Origin of the sequence: Solirubrum puertoriconensis (assembly GCF_001483135.1) — a bacterium.
In the GTDB taxonomy this organism is placed as follows: Bacteria; Bacteroidota; Bacteroidia; order Cytophagales; family Hymenobacteraceae; genus Solirubrum; species Solirubrum puertoriconensis.
The window spans coordinates 239,352-260,798 of the sequence record NZ_LNAL01000006.1; the positions used below are offsets into that span (position 1 = coordinate 239,352).

At 60.5% G+C, this 21,447-nt stretch carries 14 protein-coding genes and 1 tRNA gene; 9 read left to right on the top strand and 6 right to left on the bottom strand.

Annotation, left to right across the window (positions count from 1 at the left end):
- Nucleotides 1–71 precede the first annotated feature (71 nt).
- From ASU33_RS05895 to ASU33_RS05910, 4 genes are all read left to right on the top strand, one after another.
- Complete coding sequence (locus ASU33_RS05895) at nt 72–578, top strand: cupin domain-containing protein (RefSeq protein ID WP_059069222.1); 507 nt, start codon at nt 72–74, stop codon at nt 576–578.
- Nucleotides 579–892: 314 nt separating this feature from the next.
- Nucleotides 893–2,629 carry a phosphoglucose isomerase-related protein gene (locus ASU33_RS05900; RefSeq protein WP_059069224.1) on the top strand — a complete coding sequence of 579 codons (1,737 nt, stop codon included), beginning with the start codon at nt 893–895 and terminating at the stop codon, nt 2,627–2,629.
- A 242-nt stretch (nt 2,630–2,871) separates the two neighbouring features.
- Complete coding sequence (locus ASU33_RS05905; protein WP_059069226.1) at nt 2,872–3,783, top strand: ABC transporter ATP-binding protein; 912 nt, start codon at nt 2,872–2,874, stop codon at nt 3,781–3,783.
- Nucleotides 3,780–7,364, top strand: a complete 3,585-nt coding sequence (locus ASU33_RS05910) for an ABC transporter permease/M1 family aminopeptidase (protein WP_059069228.1) — start codon at nt 3,780–3,782, stop codon at nt 7,362–7,364. The genes ASU33_RS05905 and ASU33_RS05910 overlap by 4 nt, the downstream gene beginning before the upstream one ends.
- 49 nt (nt 7,365–7,413) lie before the next feature.
- Here ASU33_RS05910 and ASU33_RS05915 read toward each other — a convergent pair whose 3' ends face one another.
- Nucleotides 7,414–7,839, bottom strand: coding sequence for a response regulator (locus ASU33_RS05915; RefSeq protein ID WP_059069230.1), 426 nt, complete (start codon nt 7,837–7,839; stop codon nt 7,414–7,416).
- Between the two features lie 59 nt (nt 7,840–7,898).
- Nucleotides 7,899–10,688 carry a PAS domain-containing sensor histidine kinase gene (locus ASU33_RS05920; RefSeq protein WP_078062912.1) on the bottom strand — a complete coding sequence of 930 codons (2,790 nt, stop codon included), beginning with the start codon at nt 10,686–10,688 and terminating at the stop codon, nt 7,899–7,901.
- A 121-nt stretch (nt 10,689–10,809) separates the two neighbouring features.
- On the opposite strand from ASU33_RS05920, the gene ASU33_RS05925 reads away from it, so the two are divergent.
- Together ASU33_RS05925 and ASU33_RS05930 are read left to right on the top strand one after the other, a co-directional pair.
- Nucleotides 10,810–11,220 (top strand): hypothetical protein, encoded by a 411-nt coding sequence (locus tag ASU33_RS05925; protein WP_059069234.1) that lies wholly within the window; start codon nt 10,810–10,812, stop codon nt 11,218–11,220.
- A gap of 71 nt (nt 11,221–11,291) precedes the next feature.
- A complete protein-coding gene (locus ASU33_RS05930; protein ID WP_059069237.1) occupies nt 11,292–11,699 on the top strand; it encodes an STAS/SEC14 domain-containing protein in 408 nt (135 codons plus the stop codon).
- An 82-nt stretch (nt 11,700–11,781) separates the two neighbouring features.
- Here ASU33_RS05930 and ASU33_RS05935 read toward each other — a convergent pair whose 3' ends face one another.
- Complete coding sequence (locus tag ASU33_RS05935; protein WP_059069238.1) at nt 11,782–12,828, bottom strand: LLM class flavin-dependent oxidoreductase; 1,047 nt, start codon at nt 12,826–12,828, stop codon at nt 11,782–11,784.
- A 176-nt stretch (nt 12,829–13,004) separates the two neighbouring features.
- On the opposite strand from ASU33_RS05935, the gene ASU33_RS05940 reads away from it, so the two are divergent.
- The gene (locus tag ASU33_RS05940) at nt 13,005–13,418 is read left to right on the top strand and encodes a hypothetical protein (protein ID WP_059069241.1); all 414 of its coding nucleotides are present in this window, start codon (nt 13,005–13,007) and stop codon (nt 13,416–13,418) included.
- An 81-nt stretch (nt 13,419–13,499) separates the two neighbouring features.
- Here the strand turns inward: ASU33_RS05940 and ASU33_RS05945 are convergent, their stop codons facing one another.
- Entirely contained in the window at nt 13,500–13,916 is a 417-nt protein-coding gene (locus ASU33_RS05945; protein WP_059069242.1) for a hypothetical protein, read from the bottom strand.
- 242 nt (nt 13,917–14,158) lie between these two features.
- Nucleotides 14,159–14,230: transfer RNA gene (locus ASU33_RS05950), tRNA-Arg, on the bottom strand.
- 177 nt (nt 14,231–14,407) lie between these two features.
- On the opposite strand from ASU33_RS05950, the gene ASU33_RS05955 reads away from it, so the two are divergent.
- On the top strand, nt 14,408–15,562 hold the full coding sequence (locus ASU33_RS05955) for a DUF2652 domain-containing protein (RefSeq protein WP_078062913.1): 1,155 nt from the start codon (nt 14,408–14,410) through the stop codon (nt 15,560–15,562).
- A gap of 246 nt (nt 15,563–15,808) precedes the next feature.
- Here the strand turns inward: ASU33_RS05955 and ASU33_RS05960 are convergent, their stop codons facing one another.
- Complete coding sequence (locus tag ASU33_RS05960; RefSeq protein ID WP_059069247.1) at nt 15,809–17,032, bottom strand: Pycsar system effector family protein; 1,224 nt, start codon at nt 17,030–17,032, stop codon at nt 15,809–15,811.
- Between the two features lie 235 nt (nt 17,033–17,267).
- Here ASU33_RS05960 and ASU33_RS05965 point away from each other — a divergent pair, with 235 nt between their 5' ends.
- Nucleotides 17,268–21,203: a metallophosphoesterase gene (locus ASU33_RS05965; protein ID WP_286130419.1), complete on the top strand. Its 3,936-nt coding sequence runs from the start codon at nt 17,268–17,270 to the stop codon at nt 21,201–21,203.
- Nucleotides 21,204–21,447: the final 244 nt, after the last annotated feature.

Below are 21,447 nucleotides of genomic sequence, written 5' to 3' on the forward strand. Positions count from 1 at the left end.
TTGGGTGTGGGCCACCTCAGATTCCGCAACCACGGCTTGCTCTTCCACCAACAGCTTAGCGCATCACAACCATGAACTTCATCGCTACCCATCAAGAAATGCTCTTCGAGGAAATTGCCAGCCAGCTTCAGGAGCAAGGATTCACTATCGTGGCTCAGGACCAGGCACGCCCGTGGGGTGGGTTCTTTGTTATCGACGAAGCACAAGCGCAGGAGTTTGCCGACGCCTACTTCAACGGGCTGCCGATTGACGAGCTGAAAATTGCCGGCAAGCTGAGCCCGAAGGTTTTGCTGGTGGCACCGCACAAGCGGCTGTCGTGGCAGTACCACCACCGCCGCGCCGAAATTTGGCGCGTGGTCGAGGGGCCTGTGGGCGTGGCAACCAGCGCCACCGATGCCGAAGAGCCGGTAAAAACCTACGCACCCGGCGAGCAGATTACCCTAAAGCAGGGCGAGCGGCACCGCTTGGTTGGCCTCGACGATTGGGGTGTGGTAGCCGAAATCTGGCAACACACCGACGCCACCAACCCATCAAACGAAGACGATATCGTGCGCGTGCAGGACGACTTTGGTCGCTAAACTCCGCCGCCGAGCAGAATACCCGCGCAGGGCAGTGCCTACAACTGGTGCTGCCCTGCGTTGGCGTTTGCCGATACCTAGGCAAACCGTTTCAGGCGAGGTATTTCGCCAGGCGTAAGCAGTTGCCCCGAAGCGGTTTGCCGGCCTGCACCTAGGGTAAAATATGCATTAGAGTATACTGCCATTGCGGCGGAACGTAGATATTCGCCGTTTCGGGCGGCGTTCTGCAAGCCAACGGCCCGCTGGCTGCCCGTCCGCTACCACTGCCACCGGCAGCACCCCCAACGTTCATCACAAGCTAATACTCAGACCTAATGGCAAACCAAAATCAGCCAGCCAACACCGCTGCGGTAGTGCCCGCGGCCACCTTGCACCTAGGCCGCTACCAAGCCGACATCGACGCGAAACTCCAGGAGTTTAATGTCAAAAACTTCACCGAAGGTTTCTGGAACAAAGAGGCCTCGCTGTGGGTGCAGGATGCCCAGGCGCAGCAAAACCTGCGCAGCTTTATGGGCTGGCTCCGCGTGGCCGAAACCATGCTGGAGGCCGTGCCCGAAATTGAGCAGTTTGTGCAGGAGGCAAAGCAGGCTGGCTTCAAACACGTGGTGGTAATGGGCATGGGCGGCAGCACCATGGCGCCCATCGTGTTCAAATCGTCGTTCGAGCAAGGCCCGAACGGCTTGCCCATGTCGGTGCTCGATACCACCGACCCCGGTACGGTGCGCCAGATCGAAGAATCGGTGCCGCTGGCCGATACGCTGTTTATCGTGGCCAGCAAATCGGGCACCACGGCCGAGCCGCTGGCTTTCGGCGACTACTTCTACGACCGCGTGCGGCAGCTGAAGGGCGATAAGGTGGGCGAGAACTTCGTGGCCATTACCGACCCGGGCTCCAAGTTTGTGGAGCAAGCTACGCGCGAGGGTTACCGCCGCATCTTCCTGAATTTTGCCGAGGTGGGCGGCCGTTTCTCGGCCTTGTCGTACTTCGGGCTGGTGCCGGCCGCGCTGTACGGCATCAACATCCGCGAGGTGCTGGAGCGCTCCGTGGCCATGATGCAGGCCTGCGGCAGCAATGGCCCGGTGGAGCAAAACCCCGGCCTGGAACTGGGCGTGGCCCTAGGTGTGCTGGCCCAGCAAGGCCGCGACAAGCTAACCCTGATCGTGCCGGAGTCGCTGAGCGACCTAGGGCTGTGGCTGGAGCAGCTGATTGCCGAAAGCACCGGCAAAGAAGGCAAAGGCATTTTGCCGGTGGCCGGTGAGCCGGCCGGCGAGCCGGAGCTGTACGGCCACGACCGCGTGTTCGTGTACGTGGGCTACCGCAACCAGCCCGATCAGGAAAACCGCCAGAAGCTGGAGCGCCTCGAGCAAGCCGGCCACCCGGTTATCACCATCCTGATGAACGACCCGCTCGACCTAGGGCAGGAGTTCTTCCGCTGGGAGGTGGCCACGGCCGTGGCCAGCGCCGTGCTCGAAATCAACCCCTTCGACCAGCCCAACGTGCAGGAAAGCAAAACCGCTACCGACCGCCTCATGAAGGTGGTGCAGGAGCAAGGCAAGCTGCCCCAAACCGAGGAGCCCAAGGTGCAGGAGCAGGGCGTAACCTATTACACCAAGGTGAGCGGCGGCAACGCGGCCGAGCTGCTGAAGGCTTTCTTTGGCCAGGCCAAAGCCGGCGACTTCCTGAACATTCAGGCGTACCTGACCGAAACGCCCGGCCTGAACGAGAGCCTGCAGCAACTGCGCGCCCAAGTGCAACAACAGCACCACATTGCCACTACCTCGGGCTACGGTCCGCGCTTTTTGCACTCCACGGGCCAGTACCACAAAGGCGGCCCCGACACGGGCTTGTTCATCCAGTTCACCGTCGACCACCCGCAGGACCTGCAGCTGCCCGGCCGCTCGTACACCTTCGGCACGTTCAAGAACGCCCAGGCGCAAGGCGACTTGGAAGCCCTGCAGAACTACAACCGCCGCACGCTGCGCATCCACCTCGGCAACGATGCCGAGCAAGGGCTGCACACGGTGCTGGCTGCACTGGGCGCTGCTAAGTAAGCACGACGCATCAACCGCTATTAAAAAGCCGGCTGCTAGCATTAGCAGCCGGCTTTTTGCTTTTGGCTTAGCCACAACCTAGGCGGCGTTTGTGCGGGTTGGCAAGTGGTTCGTCACATCTTTTGCGGGTTCCATCACATTTAATTCTGGCTGGCTGCGGGGTTGCCTAACCTTGCCCTACACCGAGCGCGCCAATTGCTGTGGCAGGGGCGCTCAGGTGCAACGCTCAACGGGCAATCCGCATGGACTTAACTATCCGCAACGTTTCCAAAACCTACGCCAACGGCAAGCAAGCCTTGCGTAACGTGTCGCTTACCATCCCGCCGGGCATGTACGGGTTGCTGGGCCCAAACGGCGCCGGCAAAAGCACGCTGATGCGCATACTGGCCGGCCTGCAGCAACCCGATGCAGGCGAAATCAACCTCGGCGACATTGATGTACTGCGCCAGAAGGAGGCGTTGCGCCGCACGCTGGGCTACTTGCCGCAGGAGTTCGGCGTGTACCCCAAATCGACGGCCGAAGACCTGCTCGACTACTTTGCCATGCTGGAGGGCATCACCAACCGCGCCGCCCGCCGCGAAGCCGTGGAAGCGCTGCTGCGGCAAACCAACCTCTGGGACGTGCGCCGGCAAAAGCTGGGCGGCTTTTCGGGTGGCATGCGCCAACGCTTCGGGGTGGCCGTGGCTTTGCTCGGCAACCCGCGGCTGATGATCGTCGACGAGCCCACCGCCGGCCTCGACCCGGCCGAGCGCGTGCGTTTTCTCAACCTGCTCAGTGAGTTGGGCGAGAACAGCGTGGTGCTGCTCTCCACCCACATCGTGGAAGATGTGGCCGAGCTGTGCACGCGCATGGCCATCATCAACCAGGGCGAAATCCTGCTCGAAGGCGAACCACTGCGCGAAGTAGCCCATCTGCAAGGCCATATCTGGCGGCGCATCATCGCCCGCGACGAGCTGCCTACGCTGGCGCGCGAGCACGCCGTTATTTCAACCAAGCTGCTGGCGGGGCGCACCGTGGTGCACGTGTTCAGCGAAACCAAGCCCAGTGCCGGGTTCGAGGCCATCGAAGCCGACTTAGAGGACGTGTACTTCAGCGTAATGGCCGGGCACCGCGGCCGGCTGGCTGCTCACCCCAAACTCGAGGTAGCATCATGAAGACCTGGGGAGTACTACAATTTGAGCTCGGCTACCAGCTGCGGCGCTACACCACGTGGCTGTACTTGCTCGTGTTTTTGGGCTTGGCCATCTGGGTAGCGGCAGCGTTTGTCGATGATGCCCGCCGCGGCGGCTTCTATTTCAACGCGCCCATTATCATCACCACCATCACGGTTATTGCCAGCCTCACGGGTCTGCTGGTAAGCGCCGCTATAGCTGCCGACGCCGCCACGCGCGATGCGCAAACGCGCATCGCGCCCTTGCTCTACACCGCGCCGCAGACGCGCTTTACGTACCTGGCAGGGCGTTTCTGGGCGGCCTTTGTGCTCAATGGGTTGTGCCTGGCAGCGGTGCCACTGGCTTTGGTGCTGGCTACCCACCTGCTGGGCCTCGAAGCAGCTATCCTAGGTCCGTTCAGACCCATGGCGTACGTGGGGGCTTACTTCATCGTGGCGCTGCCCAATGCGTTTGTCATCACGGCGTTGCTGTTTGCGGCGGCCGTGCTTAGCCGGCGGGCGGTGGTAAGCTACTTGGTGGCGGCCCTGCTGTTTTTGCTGGTGCTGTTCAGCCGCGAGTTTGTGGCCGATGTGCTGGGCTACTGGACGCTCGGCAAGCACCTCGACCTAACCGGCTTCACGGCCATGAGCGCCCTGTGGCGAGCCTGGACGCCGCTGCAGAAAAATACCCAACTTATTGCCCTCGAAGGTGCGGTGCTTACCAACCGGCTGCTGTGGCTGGGCATTGGCTTGGCGGCATTGGGAGTAGCGCAGCTGCGCTTTCGGTTTGCGCACCACAGCGTGGGCGGGCGCCGGGTGCAAGCATCAGCCGCTGATGCCCTAGCTGATAGTCAGGCGGCGTTGCTGCAGTGGAGTGTGCCAGCCGCCTTGCCGCGTATGCCGCAAGTGTTTGGGCGCGCTACGGCCGTGCGGCAAGTAAGCCGTGTTGCGCTCAACTCTTTCCGGTGGATTGCCGGTGGCAAAAGCTGGCTGCTATTCCCTATTGTTTTCGTGCTGCTGCAGCTGATGGGCCCCGAGCTGCTCGAAGGCGAACTGGGCACACCCAGTTTGCCGGTTACCGGCCGCCTAGCCACCATGATGGGGCATATGGCCATCGGCGTGTTTGTGGCCAGCCTGATTACGCTGTACGCCGGTGAGTTGGTGTGGCGCGAGCGAGATGCCGGCCTAGGTGCCATAACCGACTCTACGCCCGTGCCGGCGTGGGTGCTATTCGTGGGCAAGCTGCTGGGCTTGTGGTTGATGCTGCTGGCGTTGCAAGTGGTTGTGATGCTCTCGAGCATGGCCCTGCAGGCTCAGCAAGGTTACTTTGAGTTCGAGCTGGGCTTGTACCTGCAAATCCTTTTCGGGCTGCACTTGGCTAAGTACCTGCTGTTTGCGGTAGTGGCTATGGCCGGGCACGCGCTGGTGCAAGCCAAATACGTGGGGCACCTGCTGGTGCTGCTGTTCTACCTCTACACGGTGTTTGCCCCGGTCATCGGCATCGAGCATGAGTTGCTGGTTTTTGGCTCCGACCTCGGCTGGAGCTATTCCTACATGAACGGCTTCGGCAGCGCCCTAGGTGCTTGGGGCTGGTACAAGCTGTACTGGGCCGGTTGGGCGTTGCTGATAGGTTTGGCGGGCTTGGTAGCGTGGCCGCGCGGGCAGGAGCAAGGCCTACCGGCGCGCGTGCAGCAAGCCGCGCAACGGTGGCGGCGCTTGCCCTGGGCGCTGCCTGCCCTAGGTGCAAGCCTGGTATTGGTGGCCGGTGGGTATATCTTTTACCACACCTACGTGCGGCAAACCTATGTCTCCGAAGCTGCCCAAACAACCCAACGAGCCACGTACGAGCGGCGCTACGGGCGCTTCCGCAACGCTCCGCAACCTGTGCTGCAAGCCACCAAGCTGCACCTCGAGTTGTATCCCGAGCGCCAAGCCGCCGAGGTGAGCGGTAGTTATCAGCTCCAGAACCAAACCCCCCACGCCATCGACTCGGTGCACGTGGTGTTTCACCCCGATGTGGCGCCGAGCAACGTGCAGTTCAGCCAACCCGCCAAGCTTGCTTTGGCCGACGACGAACTGGGCTACCGCATCTACACCTTAAGCCAACCCCTGCAGCCCGGCGACACGCTGCGCATGCATTTCCGGCAGGCCCTGGCACCTAGAGGCTTTGCCACGCACGATGCCGGCACCGTGGTAGTAGCCAACGGCACCTGCCTCGAGGAAGAGTGGCTGCCATCGGTAGGCTACCAACCGGCATACGAGCTAAGCAACGCCGGCGTGCGGCGGCAGCACGGCCTGGCAGCGCGCCCCGCCACCCGAGCCCTGCAGGATAGCGCCGCCCGCCACGACCTGCGCGGCCGCGAGCATATTACCCTGGAAACCATTGTGGGCACCGCCCCCGAGCAAACGGCCGTAGCGCCGGGTGCCCTGCTGCGCACGTGGCAGGCCAGGGGCCGCCGCTACTTCCACTATCAAACCGACAAGCCCATCCGCAACGGCTACGCGGTGTTTTCGGCGCGCTACGCCGTGCAGGAAACGCGCTGGAACAACGTGCAAATACAGGTGCTGCACCACCCCAGCCACACCCAAAACTTAGGGCGTTTGCTGCGGAGCGTACGGGCCTCGCTGGCGTACTACACCAAGCAGTTTGGGCCGTACCCGCACCAGCAGCTACGCTTGGTAGAGGTGCCAAGCGCGGCCAGTGGCTTGCGGCTAACATCTTTTCCCGGCACCATTCGCTACACCGAGGGCTTTGCTTTCGTGAGCCCCCAGCGCGACGACCGCGACCTAGACTTGCCCTTTGCCGTAATGGCGCACGAAGTAGCGCACCAGTGGTGGGGCAACCAGGTGGTGCCCGCCAAGGTAGAGGGCGGCCCTGTACTCTCCGAGAGTTTGGCGTGGTACAGTGCCATGGGCGTGGTCGAAGACGCGTTGGGCGCCGAGCACCTAGGGCGCTTGCTGCGCATGATGCGGCGCGAGTACATCAGTCCGCGCCCCGAGGCCGATGTGCCGCTGCTGCGCGAAACCGACCATTTTGGCGTGTACCGCAAAGGACCGTTTGCCATGTATGCCCTGCGCGAATACCTAGGCCCTGCGCCGGTAAACGCGGCTTTGCAGCGCTTGTTTAAGCAATACAGTGGCGGGCGGGCGCCGTTGCCCACCTCGTTGCACCTCTACCGCGAGCTGCAGGCCAACACGCCCGATTCGCTGCGCTACCTGCTGCACGATTTATTCGCCCAGAACACCTTTTGGGAGCTTTCGGCCGAAAGGGTAGAGGCCAAGCCGATAGCCGGCGGCCGGTGGCAGGTAGCCATCGGCGTGCGGGCGCGCAAGTTGAGCGTGAGCGAAACCGGAGCTGAAAAAGCCCTGCCGATGAACGACGTGGTGGAAATAGGCGCCTACGCCCCAGCCCCCGGCGACTTACGCGGCGAGGAGCTATACCGAGGGTGGCACCGCATCAGGGCAGGCCGGCAAACCATTATCGTTACGGTGCCGCGCAAGCCCGGCAAAGCCGGCATCGACCCGCGTTACCTGCTCATCGACGGCAACCTCGACGATAATCTGCGCGCCCTGGCTCCCGAGTAGCCCTAGGTGCCGCGGCGTTTGTTTCGGCCGGGTGGGCACCTTGGGGTGCTTACCCGGCCGTATTTACATGGGCAGGAAAATGGGTGCGCAATAGCTCCTGCACCTTATCGGCCGTGAGCGGCTTGTTCACAAAGCCATCTACGTGCAATTGCTGCACGCGCTCCACATCGCGCGGGTGCATGGAGGTGGTCAGCATTACCACCACCGAGGCTTGTTGGTGCGCCTCTGGTAACTGGCGGTACGCTTCCAGAAACTGAATGCCGTTCATGCCGGGCATGTTCACATCCAACAAAATCAGGGCTGGGCACTCGGGGTCGGAGGTAGCGCAGTGCGTTTGCACCCGGGTAAGGGCTTGCTCGCCGTTTAGGGCCACGTAAATGCGGTTGGCTACACCTAGGCGAGTAAGCAGGGTTTGGTTAAGAAAATTGGTAGTGGTGTCATCATTTACCAACAACACGCTCGGCAGAGGCGTCATAAGCTACTGGTAAGGGGAAAAGCACTAGCGGCCACTAGCAGCAGAACCGTATACGGGTACTAGCGCCGAAAGTACACCGAGAACGTAGAGCCCACTCCCGGCTCGCTCTGCACCGTTACGTTGCCGCCTAGGTTCTCCACGCTGCGCTTCACCATGTACAAGCCCAGGCCCGAGCCGGCAACGTGGTGGTGCAAGCGCCTGAACATGCCAAACAATTCCTCCCGCTGCTGCGCATCGAGGCCCAGGCCGTTGTCCTGCACGCGTAGTACGGTAAACTGCTCCTGCAGCTCGCAGTAAACGCGAATGTGCGGCCGTCGCTCGGGGTGGCGGTACTTCAGCGCGTTGCTGAGCAGGTTGTACACCACCGAGCGCAGGTTTTTGGCCGAAAACGAAATGCTCGGGCAGTTAGCTACGTCGATATCGAGGGTGGCGCGGGTTTCGGCAATCAGCGGTTGCAGGTCGAGGCGCACGTCGTCGATTACGGGGCGCAGCGGCACGTCGGTAGCGGGTTGGTCGTGCTCCTTTTGCAGCTTCACCACGTCGCTCAAATACTCAATGGTGCGCTGAAACCGCGCCACCGATTCCTGCATCATTTGCAGCAGGGGTTGTAGCTCGAGGGTAAGCGGATTGGTAGCCGGCAATTGCTCCTGCATCAGGTTCAGCAGCCCCTCAATGTTGGCAATGGGCGCCTTGAGGTCGTGCGAGGCCGTGTAAATGAAGTTATCCAGATCGACGTTGACGCGCTGCAGCTGCTGGTTCATCAGGTGCAGTTGCTGCTCGGCCTGCTTGCTCTCGGTAATATCAAGCACAAACTTTACGCACTCCGTTTCGCTGAGGCGCTTGCCCGCAAACAGGCCCCACCATCGCGTGCCATCGGGGCGCAGGTACTGCTTTTCGTAGGGGTTGCTTTCGCCGAGGGTGCGCAGCTGCTCAATGGCCTTGCGCGTGGCCGGCATGAACTCCGGGGCGGTTACTTCGTCCCAGCGCACGCGGCCGCTCACAAAATCCTGGCGCGAGTAGCCGCTCATGCGCTGAAAGGCCTCGTTGGCGTCGTGAATTACGCCATCTAGCCCGAAGAAGATAACCCCAACCGTTTCAATCGACATGGCCCGTTTCAGGCGTTCCTCGCTTTCGCGCAGGGCTTCTTCGGTGCGCGCTCTAATTACGGCGGCCCACGTGCGCTCAGCCGTCTCGGTTAGCAGGGCCAGCTCGTCGTCGTTCCAGTCGTGGGCGTGTTGGTAGTGGATAAACAGCACGGCCACCAGCTCGCCGTTTTTCATCAGCGGCAGGTTTACGGTAGCCCCCAGCTGCAGCACGGCGTGGGCGTGCTTTTCGGCTTCGGTTAGCGTAGGGTCGTTGGCAATGTCGGGGCGCACTACCGTGCGGCCGGCCTGCAATTCCTGCAGCAAGGCCGGGCCGTAATCATCGAACTGGTAGCGGCCCTCGATGCCGGGCACGCCGTTGGTATAGTTGCGCGTTACCACAATGGTTTGGACATCGGGCTGCACCTCGGCGTAGCCCACGCGGTTGGCACCCAGGTACTGACCTAGGGCGCACGCCGCCTGAAACTGAATGGCGGTGGCGTCGAGCAAGGGGCGCAGCCGGTCACTAAGCTGCAGCAAAAAGGCCTGCTGCTCTTCGCCCTTGCGCAAAGCCTTTTCGGTACGCTTTCGATCGGTAACGTCGTTGAACAGCACGGCCACGTGGTTCTGCTCCGGCTCGCCGATTCGGAAGGCATAGGCATCGAACCAGCGGCCCATCGACTCAGCGTGGTTCTCGAAGCGCATGGGCTTACCCGTGCGGGCTACTTGGCCGTAAGTCTTCACCCAAAACATCTCGATGTTGGGCACCAGCTCCCGAACGGTTTTGCCCAGGGCGTTTTGCATACCGGTTTGTTGTTCAAAAACCGGGTTCATCTCGATAAACCGGTAATCGGTAGGCTGGTCGTGGGCATCGAAGAGTACCTTGATAATGCAAAAGCCTTCGTCCATCGATTCGATGATGGTGCGGTACTGCGCCTCGCTTGCGCGCAAAGCGGCCTCGGCGCGGCGGCGCTCCGTAACGGGCTGCGTGCGGCCGGCCACGGCCTCTACCGAGCCATCGGGCGCCAGCAAGGGCACAAAGGCGTACTCGTAATGCCCGGTCTCGCCGCTCGGGCTGGTGTAGGCTGTTTCGCCCTCTACGGTTTGGTGAGTGTCGATTACCTGCTGAATCTGGGCTTGCAAAACGCTGGCAAGCTGATTGGGATAGTCGAGATCGAAAAAGTTTTTGCCCACGGCCTGCTCCAGCTTCAGGCCCCACAAATCGAGCAAAGGTTTGTTCACGTACTGAAACCGGCCGTCCAGGTCGAAGAGGTACACGAACTCCTGCAGGCGCTCCAGTATGGTATCAAAAATGCGCAGCTGCTTGCTGTGCTCCTCGGCTTGACGTTCGGGGTGCTCCTGGACTGGCGTAAGGTGGTGCGGGACCGCCGCGTTGGCGAAGCTTACCAGCAAGCCGCTGCCCACTCGTTGTCCGGTAGCTTGCACGGTGCCGTCAGCGGCAATATAACTTAGCGCATGGGGTAGGCCGGCCCCGGCCAGCAGGGCTTGCTGGTGCGCTGCCCACGCATGGTTGCCGCGGCTCTCCGGAAACTGCTGCAGATAGGTGGTTGCCGGTTGGGCCGGCAAGCCCAGCAATTGTTGCGCAGCCGGGTTGAGGTAGGCAAACGCCAAATCAGCTACTTGGCCGGAGGCATCGTGTACGGGAGTGTAGAGCACCAGCGCGCAAGGCACCACATCGAGTACGGTATGCAGGAGCTCGGCCGGCGGAAACACCTCGGCTGAAAGCAAAGCAGGGGAAGGAGGCATGTAAAGCAGAAGGTGGGTATGTAGGCATACGGCACAACTGCGGCACAGGCTGTATGTGCCGCAAAAGTACTGGGAACATGCACATGCCTGAGTACGTTTGTAGCCCTACTATTCCCGTTTCATGCCCCCCATAGCGTCTTATCCTTCCCTTGTACTGCACCTGCACCGCGGGCGCACCAACGCCCTGGAAACGGAGTGGCTAAGCTTTGTGAGCAGTGCCGCCTTCCGTAGTCAGATAACTGATGCGCTGGAATTGGCTCGCCGGCACAACGTTACCGGTTGGATTGCCAACGACCGGCTCCTGGGCGCCGTGCGCCCCGTTGATTTGCGCTGGGTGGCCGAGGTGGTGCTGCCTGCTATGGCCAAGCTGGGTGTGCAGCGCTTTGCCCGCCTCGAATCGGAGGAAACGCTCAACCGTATGCTGATCGGTAATATGTACCAGGATGTAACCGAGGCGGTACCTTTTGAAGTACGCTCATTTGGCGACCTGGCCGAAGCGCGGGCCTGGGCCTGCGGCCTAACTAGTACCTAGGGCCTCGGGGCTTTGGCCGTAATACTCATTTCAACCCTCAACCAAAGTAGTTTTTCTAGGCTCTCATTTTTATGCCAGAACTCAAGTCGTCGCTTGGCCGCGTGTTCCTGACCATCGATACCGATGTGCAAAACCAGTGGATTCACGTGCGTTGGCAAGGTTACCTGACGGCAAGTAACATTCAGGAAGGCGCCAAGGCTTACACCGATGCATTAGCCAAAGCGGGCTTTTCGTGTGTGCTCAACGACACCCGCGATGTGCGCGGCCCGTGGGGGCACTCAATCGATTGGGTTGTCAACGAATGGGCACCCATGGCGGCCGCTGCCGGGCTAAAGCACTTTGCCATGATTACCACCCCCGCCTCGCTGGCCGAAGGCTCGGCCAGCGAGTTTTATGCCCAGCTTCGCGCGTTTGAGGCGCGGGTGTTCGATAACCTGCCCGACGCTCAGCAGTGGCTACGTTCCACTTGCCCTAGCTAAGCGGGGGCGGGGTTGTAATTACATAATTGCAGCAAACAGCTAATTGGCCGCTTTAATGCCTAGGTAGCAGTGTTGGCGCTTCCTATACCTGCAGGGTAGCACCCGGCGCCGGCTCGGCCACCGCAGCCGGTTGGCAAAAGCTGCTGAGCAGGGCATAGGAGCGCAAACGGGCGGTGTGGTCGTAGATGTGCGACACGGCCAGCAACTCATCGATGCCGGTGTTGTCGAGGAAGGTTTGCAGCTGCTTTTGCACCTTGGCTGGGCCACCGATAAAGGAGTACGCCATCATTTGACCCACGGCTTCACGCTCCATATCCGACCAAATACCTTGCATATCATCAACCGGCGGCTGCAGCGGGCGGCTGGTGCCACGAATGATGTTGAGGGCCAACTGGTAGAAGGAGGTTGCCAGCTGCTCGGCTTCGGCATCGGAGTCGGCAGCAATTACGTTTACGCAGGCTGCCGCGTAAGGCTCGGCGAGGTACTCCGAGGGGCGGAAGTTTTCGCGATAGAGATGCAGCGCGGCTTGTAGCTGCGCCGGAGCAAAGTGGCTGGCAAACGCAAACGGCAAACCCAGTAGCCCGGCCAGTTGGGCGCTGTAGGTGCTCGAGCCCAGCAGCCACACCGGTATGTCGAGGCCTTCGCCCGGCACGGCACGCACGCGGCTGGTGCTGTTGTCGGCTGATAAGTACCCCAGCAGCTCCTGCACGTGGCGCGGAAAATCCTCCACCGAGCCTTGTAAATCGCGGCGCAAGGCCATAGCCGTTAGCTGATCGGTGCCGGGCGCGCGGCCCAGCCCTAGGTCGATGCGGCCGGGGTACAGGGTAGCCAGCGTGCCAAACTGCTCAGCCACAATGAGCGGGGCGTGGTTGGGCAGCATAATACCACCCGAGCCCACCCGAATGCGCGAGGTACCGCCCGCCACGTAGCCGATGAGCACCGCGGTAGCCGAGCTGGCAATGCTGGCCATGTTGTGGTGCTCGGCCAACCAAAAACGCTGATAGCCCCACCGCTCGGCATGTTGGGCTAGGTCGAGGGTGTTGCGGAAAGTATCGGCCGGGGTGTGGCCTTCCAAGATAACTGCTAGGTCGAGTATCGAAACCGGCAGCTGCGCAAGTGTCTTCTTCATCTCATTCGAATACGAGCAGCAGTAACAGGCAGCCGCCCCGGATGGTTGCCTGCCAACCCTGAAGTGGCAGAAGATTAGTTCTATTACAGTCAATCCTAGGTGCCCGGCAACACGGCGGCTCCGGGCACCTAGGGCTGCGCGTACCTAAGCAGGGGCGCACCGCGTATCTTTGAATTGTGATTGAAAACTCTACCATCCAACTTCAATACCGCCCCGATCTGCACGTGCTGGTAGCTCGCTGGACGGCGCAGTCCGCATCGGACGCTATTGAAGCTGGCTATCAGGCGCTGGAGCAGGCAACCCAGCAGTACCAAGCCCACCGCTTGCTCGTGGATGTGCGCCGCCGCCCCGTGCCAACGCCCGAGCAGGCCCACTGGATTGCGCACGTATGGTTGCCGCAAGTAGCAGCCGCTTGCTCGCCCGTGCGCCTGCGGCTGGCCTACCTGCTTTCGCCTGCCTACGAGCACAGCCTCCAGAACGCGCCGTCGTTGCAGCCCAGCCTGCAAGCCGTATTGGCCCCCAATCTGCCCTACGACCTCCGCACGTTTGTTGAAGAAAGCGCCGCTATGGAGTGGCTGCAACAAGGCTAAGCTTACTCAAGCGGAACTTGCACTCAGCCGAGGTGCGGTTATCCACATGCCGTTAGGAGCAGACGTTCAGCTTTAAAGAGCCTAGTTGCCGTCGGAGAACTGGTTGTTGGCTCGGGTTCGTATTGCGAACAGCAAGCCATGCAACACAATAAAAAAAGGCACTGCTAGGTAAAGCGGCGCGATAAAGACGGGCTCGTATGCACGCATTGCCGGAAACAGGTTGTAGCCAAGCATTGCGTAGGGTATCCACATCAGCACCCACATTATGCGTAGGCGCGCCAAAGCTCGCATCACAAATACAAGCACTCCGGCGGCGGTTCCCAAGTATATAAATTGAAGTGTCCAGAATCCGATTATTAACAATCGTGTTCCGAGTACCCCGGCTCTGCCGGCATCTTTCACCGGAGCTGACAGCGAAACAAAGAGGATAAGGAGACAAAAAGCACCCGTCGCCATCAGCGCATGTTTCCAGGCGCGCACCGATTCATTTGGAGTCATTTAGTGACGTTCTCTGATCATGAAACGCTACAAGCTTTCGGTGCTTCCACACCTAAACAAACGCTTTTACACACCCGAATCTGGCTTTTACTTTCGCAAGTTCGGCGGCTGGCGGTTTGAGTACAGCACTTTGCTAAAGACGAGTTAAGGAGGTTTTAGGCAACGTGTTTTACCCAACCGCTTACCCCGCAACGGGCGAAAAGAAAATGTCTCGCGAACTTCTGCTCACGAGACATTTTATGTAGCCGCGACGGGAATCGAACCCATATCAAGCGTTTAGGAAACGCCTATTCTATCCGTTGAACTACGCAGCCCAGTGCCGGCAAAGATAAGCCGAAAACCCCTAGGTGCCCAAGCCACTTCGCCGCGTAGCGGCGGGCTATGGCCGCGTTAACTATGCGCCCCGGCGCCGCCAACATCCTGCTGGGCCTATGGCTCGTATAGGCGCACGGGCGCTTGTTGCCGCGGCCCCACCCCGCTAGCGCTTTTGTATGAGTTTACTGGAAGATTTGCGCGCTGCCCGCCGCCTGGCTGGCATGAGGCCGGTTGAGGCGCTTGACGATGCCGAGCCGGCGCTGTTGTTTATACCCGACATCAGTGGCTTCACGCGTTTTATCGAGGAGGCCGACCACCCCCAGGCTCCGCATTTGGTGGCCGATTTGCTGGAGATTTTGGTGGAGGCCAATACCCTTGATATGGAGGTGGCCGAAATTCAGGGCGATGCCATTTTGTTTTACCGCCTCGGTGAGCCGCCCTCGGCAGCCGAAATGGTAGAGCAGTGCCGCCGGGTGTTTCTGGATTTTCAGAACTACCTGAAGATGGTAGCGCGCGATACCGGCTCGGAGCTGGTAGCAGCGCTGCAAGACGCCGATTTGACCCTCAAGATTGTGGTGCACTACGGCCGCGTGAGCGTGTCGCAAATCCGCAACTTTACCAAGCTGCTGGGCCGCGACGTGATAGTGGCGCACCGCCTGCTCAAGAACAACGTAACGGGCTCGGAGTACATCCTGCTCACGGAGGATTACCTGAGCACGCAACCCCCCGCCGAGCTGGCCCGCTGCTTTTCCTGGACGCGCTTGCAGCAGAGCGCCACCGTGTACGACTACCTAGGCGAAATCAGCTACCGCTACGCCTACCTCACGCCGTTGCGCCTGTTGCTGCAAACAGAGTCGGACAACGGCAAGCTGCCTACCACCTGCCGCATTAAGGTGCGCCGCGTGGCCAACGTACCGGCTACGTTCGCCTTTCGGGTGCTCACCAACTTTCGGCTGCGGCCGCGCTGGCTGGCCGGCACTAGCGCCGTGCACTACGATATCACCAAGGCCTACCGCCCCGGCACCAGCTACAAACTCGATCTGTACAACGGCCAAATTGACCTGCAAGCCGTGCAGCGCATCGTAGCCGACGACCACATCGAGTACGTCGAAAAAGTATCGCACTGGCGCCTTTTCCCGAACTCCATGCTCATTTACTACATCGAGGAGGTCGACGACCAGCACTGCCTCATCAGCATCGAGTTTCGGTACGGCCACGTAGCTAGCCCGCTGCGCACCATCCGGCGCGGCCAGTTGCGCCGCCTGCGCCGCTGGCTGGGCCAATCCATGCGCCAGCTCACGGCCTTTTGCGAAGGGTTAGTTATTGGGTAGTAGGTACAAAGTGCCAAGTACCAGGTAGAAAGTGTTGGAGGCTGAAAAGGATAGAATAGAACAACAGTTCCCCTCCTCAGATGAGGAGGGGCTGGGGTAGTTGACCTAGGTCCTGAACTTCGACTAAAGCTAATTCTAGTTTTTCAACCACCCCTAACCCCTCCTCATCTGAGGAGGGGAACTAGCACCTAGCCTTAGCTTTGACTTGAGTTCTAAACCTTTCTCTTGTTCTGGCAACTCGCCTGTTTACGCCTTATACAGCATTACAATGCCGAAGGCCAGGGCGGTCAAAATCAGACCTACCATGAAGATGGTGTAGCTCACGCGCAGCAGGCGGTACTTGCGGCCCAGCACCTCGCCCAGGTAGTAAATGTCCGTCACCATGTTGGTGTAGAGCATGTCCTTGTTGCGCATCAGCTCGTGCATGCCGTCCTGAAAGTGGTCGAGGCTGAGGCGCGTGAAGTTGCCGAAGAACAGCAGGTTTACGCGGCGGTTGGTGGCAATTTGGGGCGAGCGGCGCAGCCACTTAAAGCTTGTTACATCGGGCTGGGCCGATAGAATAGCCGTAACCACCGAGCCCAGCGACGTAGCTACCAGCAAGCCCATGGGCACGGCCAGCACGGGATTTTTGGTGAAAGCCGGACCTAGGGTAGAGGTTTTGGCCCCGAGGTAGGTAATGATAACCGACAGCAGCACCGCGTTCAGGCTGATCATCATGTTGGCCTTTTGGTCGGCCATGCCCGAGAGCTGAATGTGGTTGCTGTACGTTGCGCGAAACATGGTTTCCACACCGCGCTTGCCCTCGGCAAAACCTTCGGCCTTCTCCTGCTGCTTCTTTTCCTTTTTGCCGATTTTCTTCAACTGCTTGTGCTGCTCCTTGATGTTGTCTTTGAGCTGCTCTTTGTAGCGCGCTTTGCCGGCCTCCGACAAAAACTTGTGCTGCAGCAAAAAGTCGAGCTGGTACTCGGCCCACTCCTTGTTGCCGAACACGCGGCCCTGGGTGGCTTCCCACTCGGTGCGCAGCAGCTCGGCATCGGGCAGGCAGTTGTCGCGGCCGAGGTTGCTCATGTCGGCATCTACCATTAGCTTGTGTAGCTCGGTTTTGCGCGGCTCGTCGCGGTGGGTGGCCCGGATGATGTCTTTCACCAACGCAATGCGCTCGGCCGGGTAGCCCTTGCCTTGCAGCCACTGCTCGGCCAGTTCCATGCTGCGGTACTCGTGGCCGTCGTAGCGGTCGATGTAGCCCGTATCGTGAAACCAGGCGGCCAGTACCAGGGCCTCTTGGTCTTGGGGCGCTAAGCCGGCCGCCTCACCTAGGGCGGCGGCTTCTTTGGCTACGATGTTGGTGTGCTTGAAGGTATGATAAACGAGCTGCGGCGGCAGTTGCTGCTCAAACAGCTGCTCGACGTAGGCTTTGGCCTGCTTTACAATTTCGGCCTTTGCCGGTTTGAGGGTAGGAGTCGTTTCCATTGATGGCGGAAGGTGCGGCCCACGGCGGGGCCTAATGGCTTTACAACGCAAGCGCGGCCGCGGGGTTCTAAAAGTAGCTCAACCACCTAGGGCCAATGTGCGTAACGGCGGCAACCCAACGCCGATGCGTCGAGCTGCGTATCGGCTACTATTGTACCTCGTACGCGTCTCTCAAACGCCAAGGTAGCTGCTGCGGCGGCGCCTTCAACCCGCACGTTTCTTTCTCATCTGCAATATGACCCGACCTTTCCTGACTGGCCTGTTGCTGCTGGTCGGTAGCCTGTTTCTGAGGCCCGCCGCAGCCCAGGAAGGCAAAACCCAGGCTGCCCACCCCGAGCGCCCCAACTACCGAGGCATCGGCAGGGACTGGCAGCAGCAAACCCCGCCCGACAGCGCCCAGCTGCGCTACTCCGTGTTTCTGATTGGCGACGTAGGCGCGCCTGCCCTGCCCGAAAAAGGCGGTGAACCTTCGCTCAACTTTATGCGTCGCGAAATCCTGAAAGCGGGTGAGCGGAGCACTACCGTATACCTCGGCGACAACATTTACGAGTACGGCCTGCCGCCCGTGGGCGCCTACGACCGCAAAGTATCCGAACAACGCCTGATTGAGCAGATCAACGTGCTGCGCGATTACAAGGGCGAGAAGTACATGATACCCGGCAACCACGACTGGAAGCAGGGCCTGCCCGGCTCGCTCGAGCAGGTAATTCGGGCGCAGGTATTTGCCGAAGAGTTCATGAACCGCGATTCGGCCGCTTTCACGCGTACGGGGCCGTTTTACGTACCCGGCAACGGCTGCCCTGGCCCCTACGAAATTCTGGTGCAGGATAACCTCGCCATTATTGCCATCAACTCGCAGTGGTTTCTGCAAACCCGCGAGCGGCCTTACGGGGCCAACAGCGGTTGCGGCGTAGCCAACGAAACCGACTTCTTCGTGCAGCTCGAGGATTTAATGGCCAAGCACCGCAACAAAAACGTGATTGTGGTGGGCCACCACCCCATCTTCTCCGATGGCATTCACGGCGGCTACTTCACCCTCGCTGACCACTTTTTCCCGCTGAGCATCGTGTATAAATATGCATTTATACCGCTGCCCATTATTGGCTCTATCTACCCGTTTGCGCGCAAGTACGGCGGCATATCGCAGGATATCCCGCACCCCTTGTACCAGCAGTACAAAAAGGGGCTGATGGATATCTTCAACAAGTACCCCAACACCATTTACGCCGCCGGCCACGAGCACAACCTGCAGTATTTCAAAGCTGAAAACCTGCACCACATTGTGAGCGGCTCGGGCTGCAAAACTCAGCACGTAAAGCCCGGCCGCAACGGCGAGGCCATTTTCTCCGACAAGGAGAAAGGTTTTGCCCGCGTGAACTACTACCAGAACGGCGAAGTGTGGGTGGAGTATTGGGTGCCCAACGAGCAGGGCCAATCGGGCCGCTTGGTGTTCCGCCAGTCGCTCTACGCCAAGCAAGCCGTAGCCGGCGACGCCCCCACCACGCCCACCGACCCCTTCAACGTAGATGTGGCCGGCCGCCCCAAGTTCCGCGACTCAACCGTAACGTTGGCCATCAACCCGCGCTATGCCAAACGCAGCGGCTTTCATAAGGCGCTGTTTGGCCAGCACTACCGCCAGGAGTGGGCCACGCCCGTTAAGTTTCCGGTGCTCGACCTCGCCACCGAAAAAGGCGGCTTGGAGCCCTACAAAATCGGGGGCGGCAAGCAAACGGCTTCCCTAAAAGTGCGCAACGAAGAAGGCCGCAACTACACCATCCGTTCGCTCGACAAGGACCCCGCCGCGGTGCTGCCCGAGGCCCTGCGCGAAACCGCTGCCAAGGACATTCTGCAGGATCAGATTTCGGCCCAACACCCGTACGCGGCCTTCGTAATTCCGCCATTGGCGCAGGCTGCCGGCATTCTGCACACCAACCCCGAGCGCCGCTTTATTCCGCGCGACCCGCTGCTGGGCCAGTACTTGGCACGCTTCCAGAACACGCCGGCCATGATTGAGGAAGACGCCAAAGACGACCAGTCGAACGTGGCCTCCCTAGGTTACGCCGAAAACCTGGTGGGCACCGACCGCGTGCTGGAGCGCTTGCGCCAGGACAACGACAACAAGATCAAAGCCAAAGCCTTTGTACGCTCGCGCCTGTTCGATATGTGGATCGGCGACTGGGACCGACACGAAGACCAGTGGCGCTGGGCCGAAAGCAAGGACGAAGAAGGCGACCGAACTTTTACGGCCGTGCCCGAAGACCGCGACATTGCTTTCTTTAAGGGCGATGGTTTCTTCCCGTGGCTGGCGCGCCGCAAGTGGGCCATTCGCAACTTCCAGAACTTCGGCGAGGATTACGCCGACTGGAAGGGCCTGAACCTGACGGCCCTGGCCAACGACCGCGTGTTCTTAGGTGAAGTATCGAAAAAGGACTGGGTGAAAACGGCTGAGGATTTGAAAGCCCGCCTCACCGATGCCGTTATCGACTCGGCGCTGCGCACCCGCTGGCCCGACGACATTTACAAGCTGCACGGCCCCGAAATTGCCCGCAAGCTGAAAAGCCGCCGCGAGCTGCTGCCCGAGTTGGCCGCCGACTACTACGAGGTGGTAAACAGCAAGGTGGAGGTGAAAGGCAGCGAAAAACAGGAACGCTTTGTGGTGGAGCGCCTGCCCGATAACAAAACCCGGGTGCTGGTGAAGAAGGTGAACAAGGAGGGCCAGACCACCAAAACCCTCTGGGACCAAACCTACGACGGCAAGACGACCAAAGAGATTCGCCTCTACGGCTTTGCCGGCAACGACTCGTACCGCGTAACCGGCAACGTGCCCAAAGGCATCCGGGTGCGCATCATCGGCGGCACCGACCGCGACACCATTGTGGACGAAAGCCGGGTGGGCGGCTCGCTGCTGCGCCCGCACTCCCTGCAGGTGTACGATGCCGATACCGGCAACGTAATTGTGCCCGGCCGCGAAACGCGCCTGCGCCTCGAGCCCGGCATCGAGGTAAGCCAGTACGACTACGCCTCCCGCACCGACCGCAAAGACTACAAGCTGCCCTACTTTGGCCCGGCCGCTTACTTCGGCTACAACATCGACGACGGCATCTTCGTGGGAGGTGGGGCCACGCTGCGCACATTCGGGTTCCGGCGCGAGCCATTTGCCACCGAGCAAACCCTGGTGGCCAACTATGCACCCTCGCGCCGGGCGTACAACGTGCGCTACAACGGGATCTTCACCAACTTGTTTGGCAAGTACGATCTGTTGCTTAGCTCGCAGCTCTACGGTCCGCAGCTGCTCTACAACTACTTCGGCAAAGGCAACGACACCCGCAATGTGGCTCAAGGCGAAGGCAGCGGCAACGCACTCGGCAACCGCATCATCAACGAAACCTACCGCATCCGCTTCTCGCGCTTCTCGTTTGCGCCCACGCTCGAGCGCGACTTGTTCAGCTTCCTGAAAGTTGGTTTCGGGCCGCAGTACGACCAGTGGCGCATCAGTCGCGAAGACCTAGGCCGCGAAATCCGCGAGGGCCTCGACCCGGTAACCGGCAACGGGGTAAGCAGGGCGGCCACTGGCATTCGAGCCTCCGACTTTCAGCTGAACCGCTACGCTGGTGGCCGGGCTTACTTCAACCTCGACGCCAGCTCGTCGCCCAAAAACCCGCGCATTGGGTTACGCATTACGGGCTCGGCCGAGTACAACCGCCAGCTCAACGGCGAAAACCTGCAGTATGGCCGTTTGGCTTCGGAAGTGCGCTTTTACATTTCGCCCAACTTCCCGTTCCAGCTCACATGGGCGGGCCGCATTGGGGCCGCGCGCAACCTCGGCGACTACCGTTTCTTCCAGGCCAATACCCTGGGTGGCACCACCAACCTGCGCGGCTACCGCCGCACGCGCTTTGCCGGCCGCAGCGTAACCTACGCCAACGCCGAAGCCCGCCTGCAGCTCTTCGCCTTCAACGCCTACCTGGTGCCGGGCAAGTTTGGTATTCTGGGCCTCGCCGACGCGGGCCGCGTGTACAGCTCGCAGGATACTCGCACGGGCCTGCGCGCCTTCCACACGGGCGTAGGCGGCGGTATCTGGATCGACATACTCAAGCAAGCCGTTATCAACGCTACCTACTCGGTGGGCGAGGAGCGGCTCGTCAACGTCGGTTTCGACTTCCTGTTCTAAGCAGTTGTCAGATGTTAGTTGTCAGTTGGTAGTTGTGGGTTGTCTGGTATTTGCCTTTAGCCGCTGCCCTAGGTTGCGCACCGCCCACTAACCGCCGGCAACTAGCAACCGACACCTGAAACCAACAAACCCGAAGGCCTGCCTCTTGGCCAGTGTTGCTCACCTAGGGCGCGCTGAGCTTTGCGGGCAGGCCTTCGGGTTTATAGCGAAAAATTGCCTCAGCCAACAGCCATTTCGGGCGTAG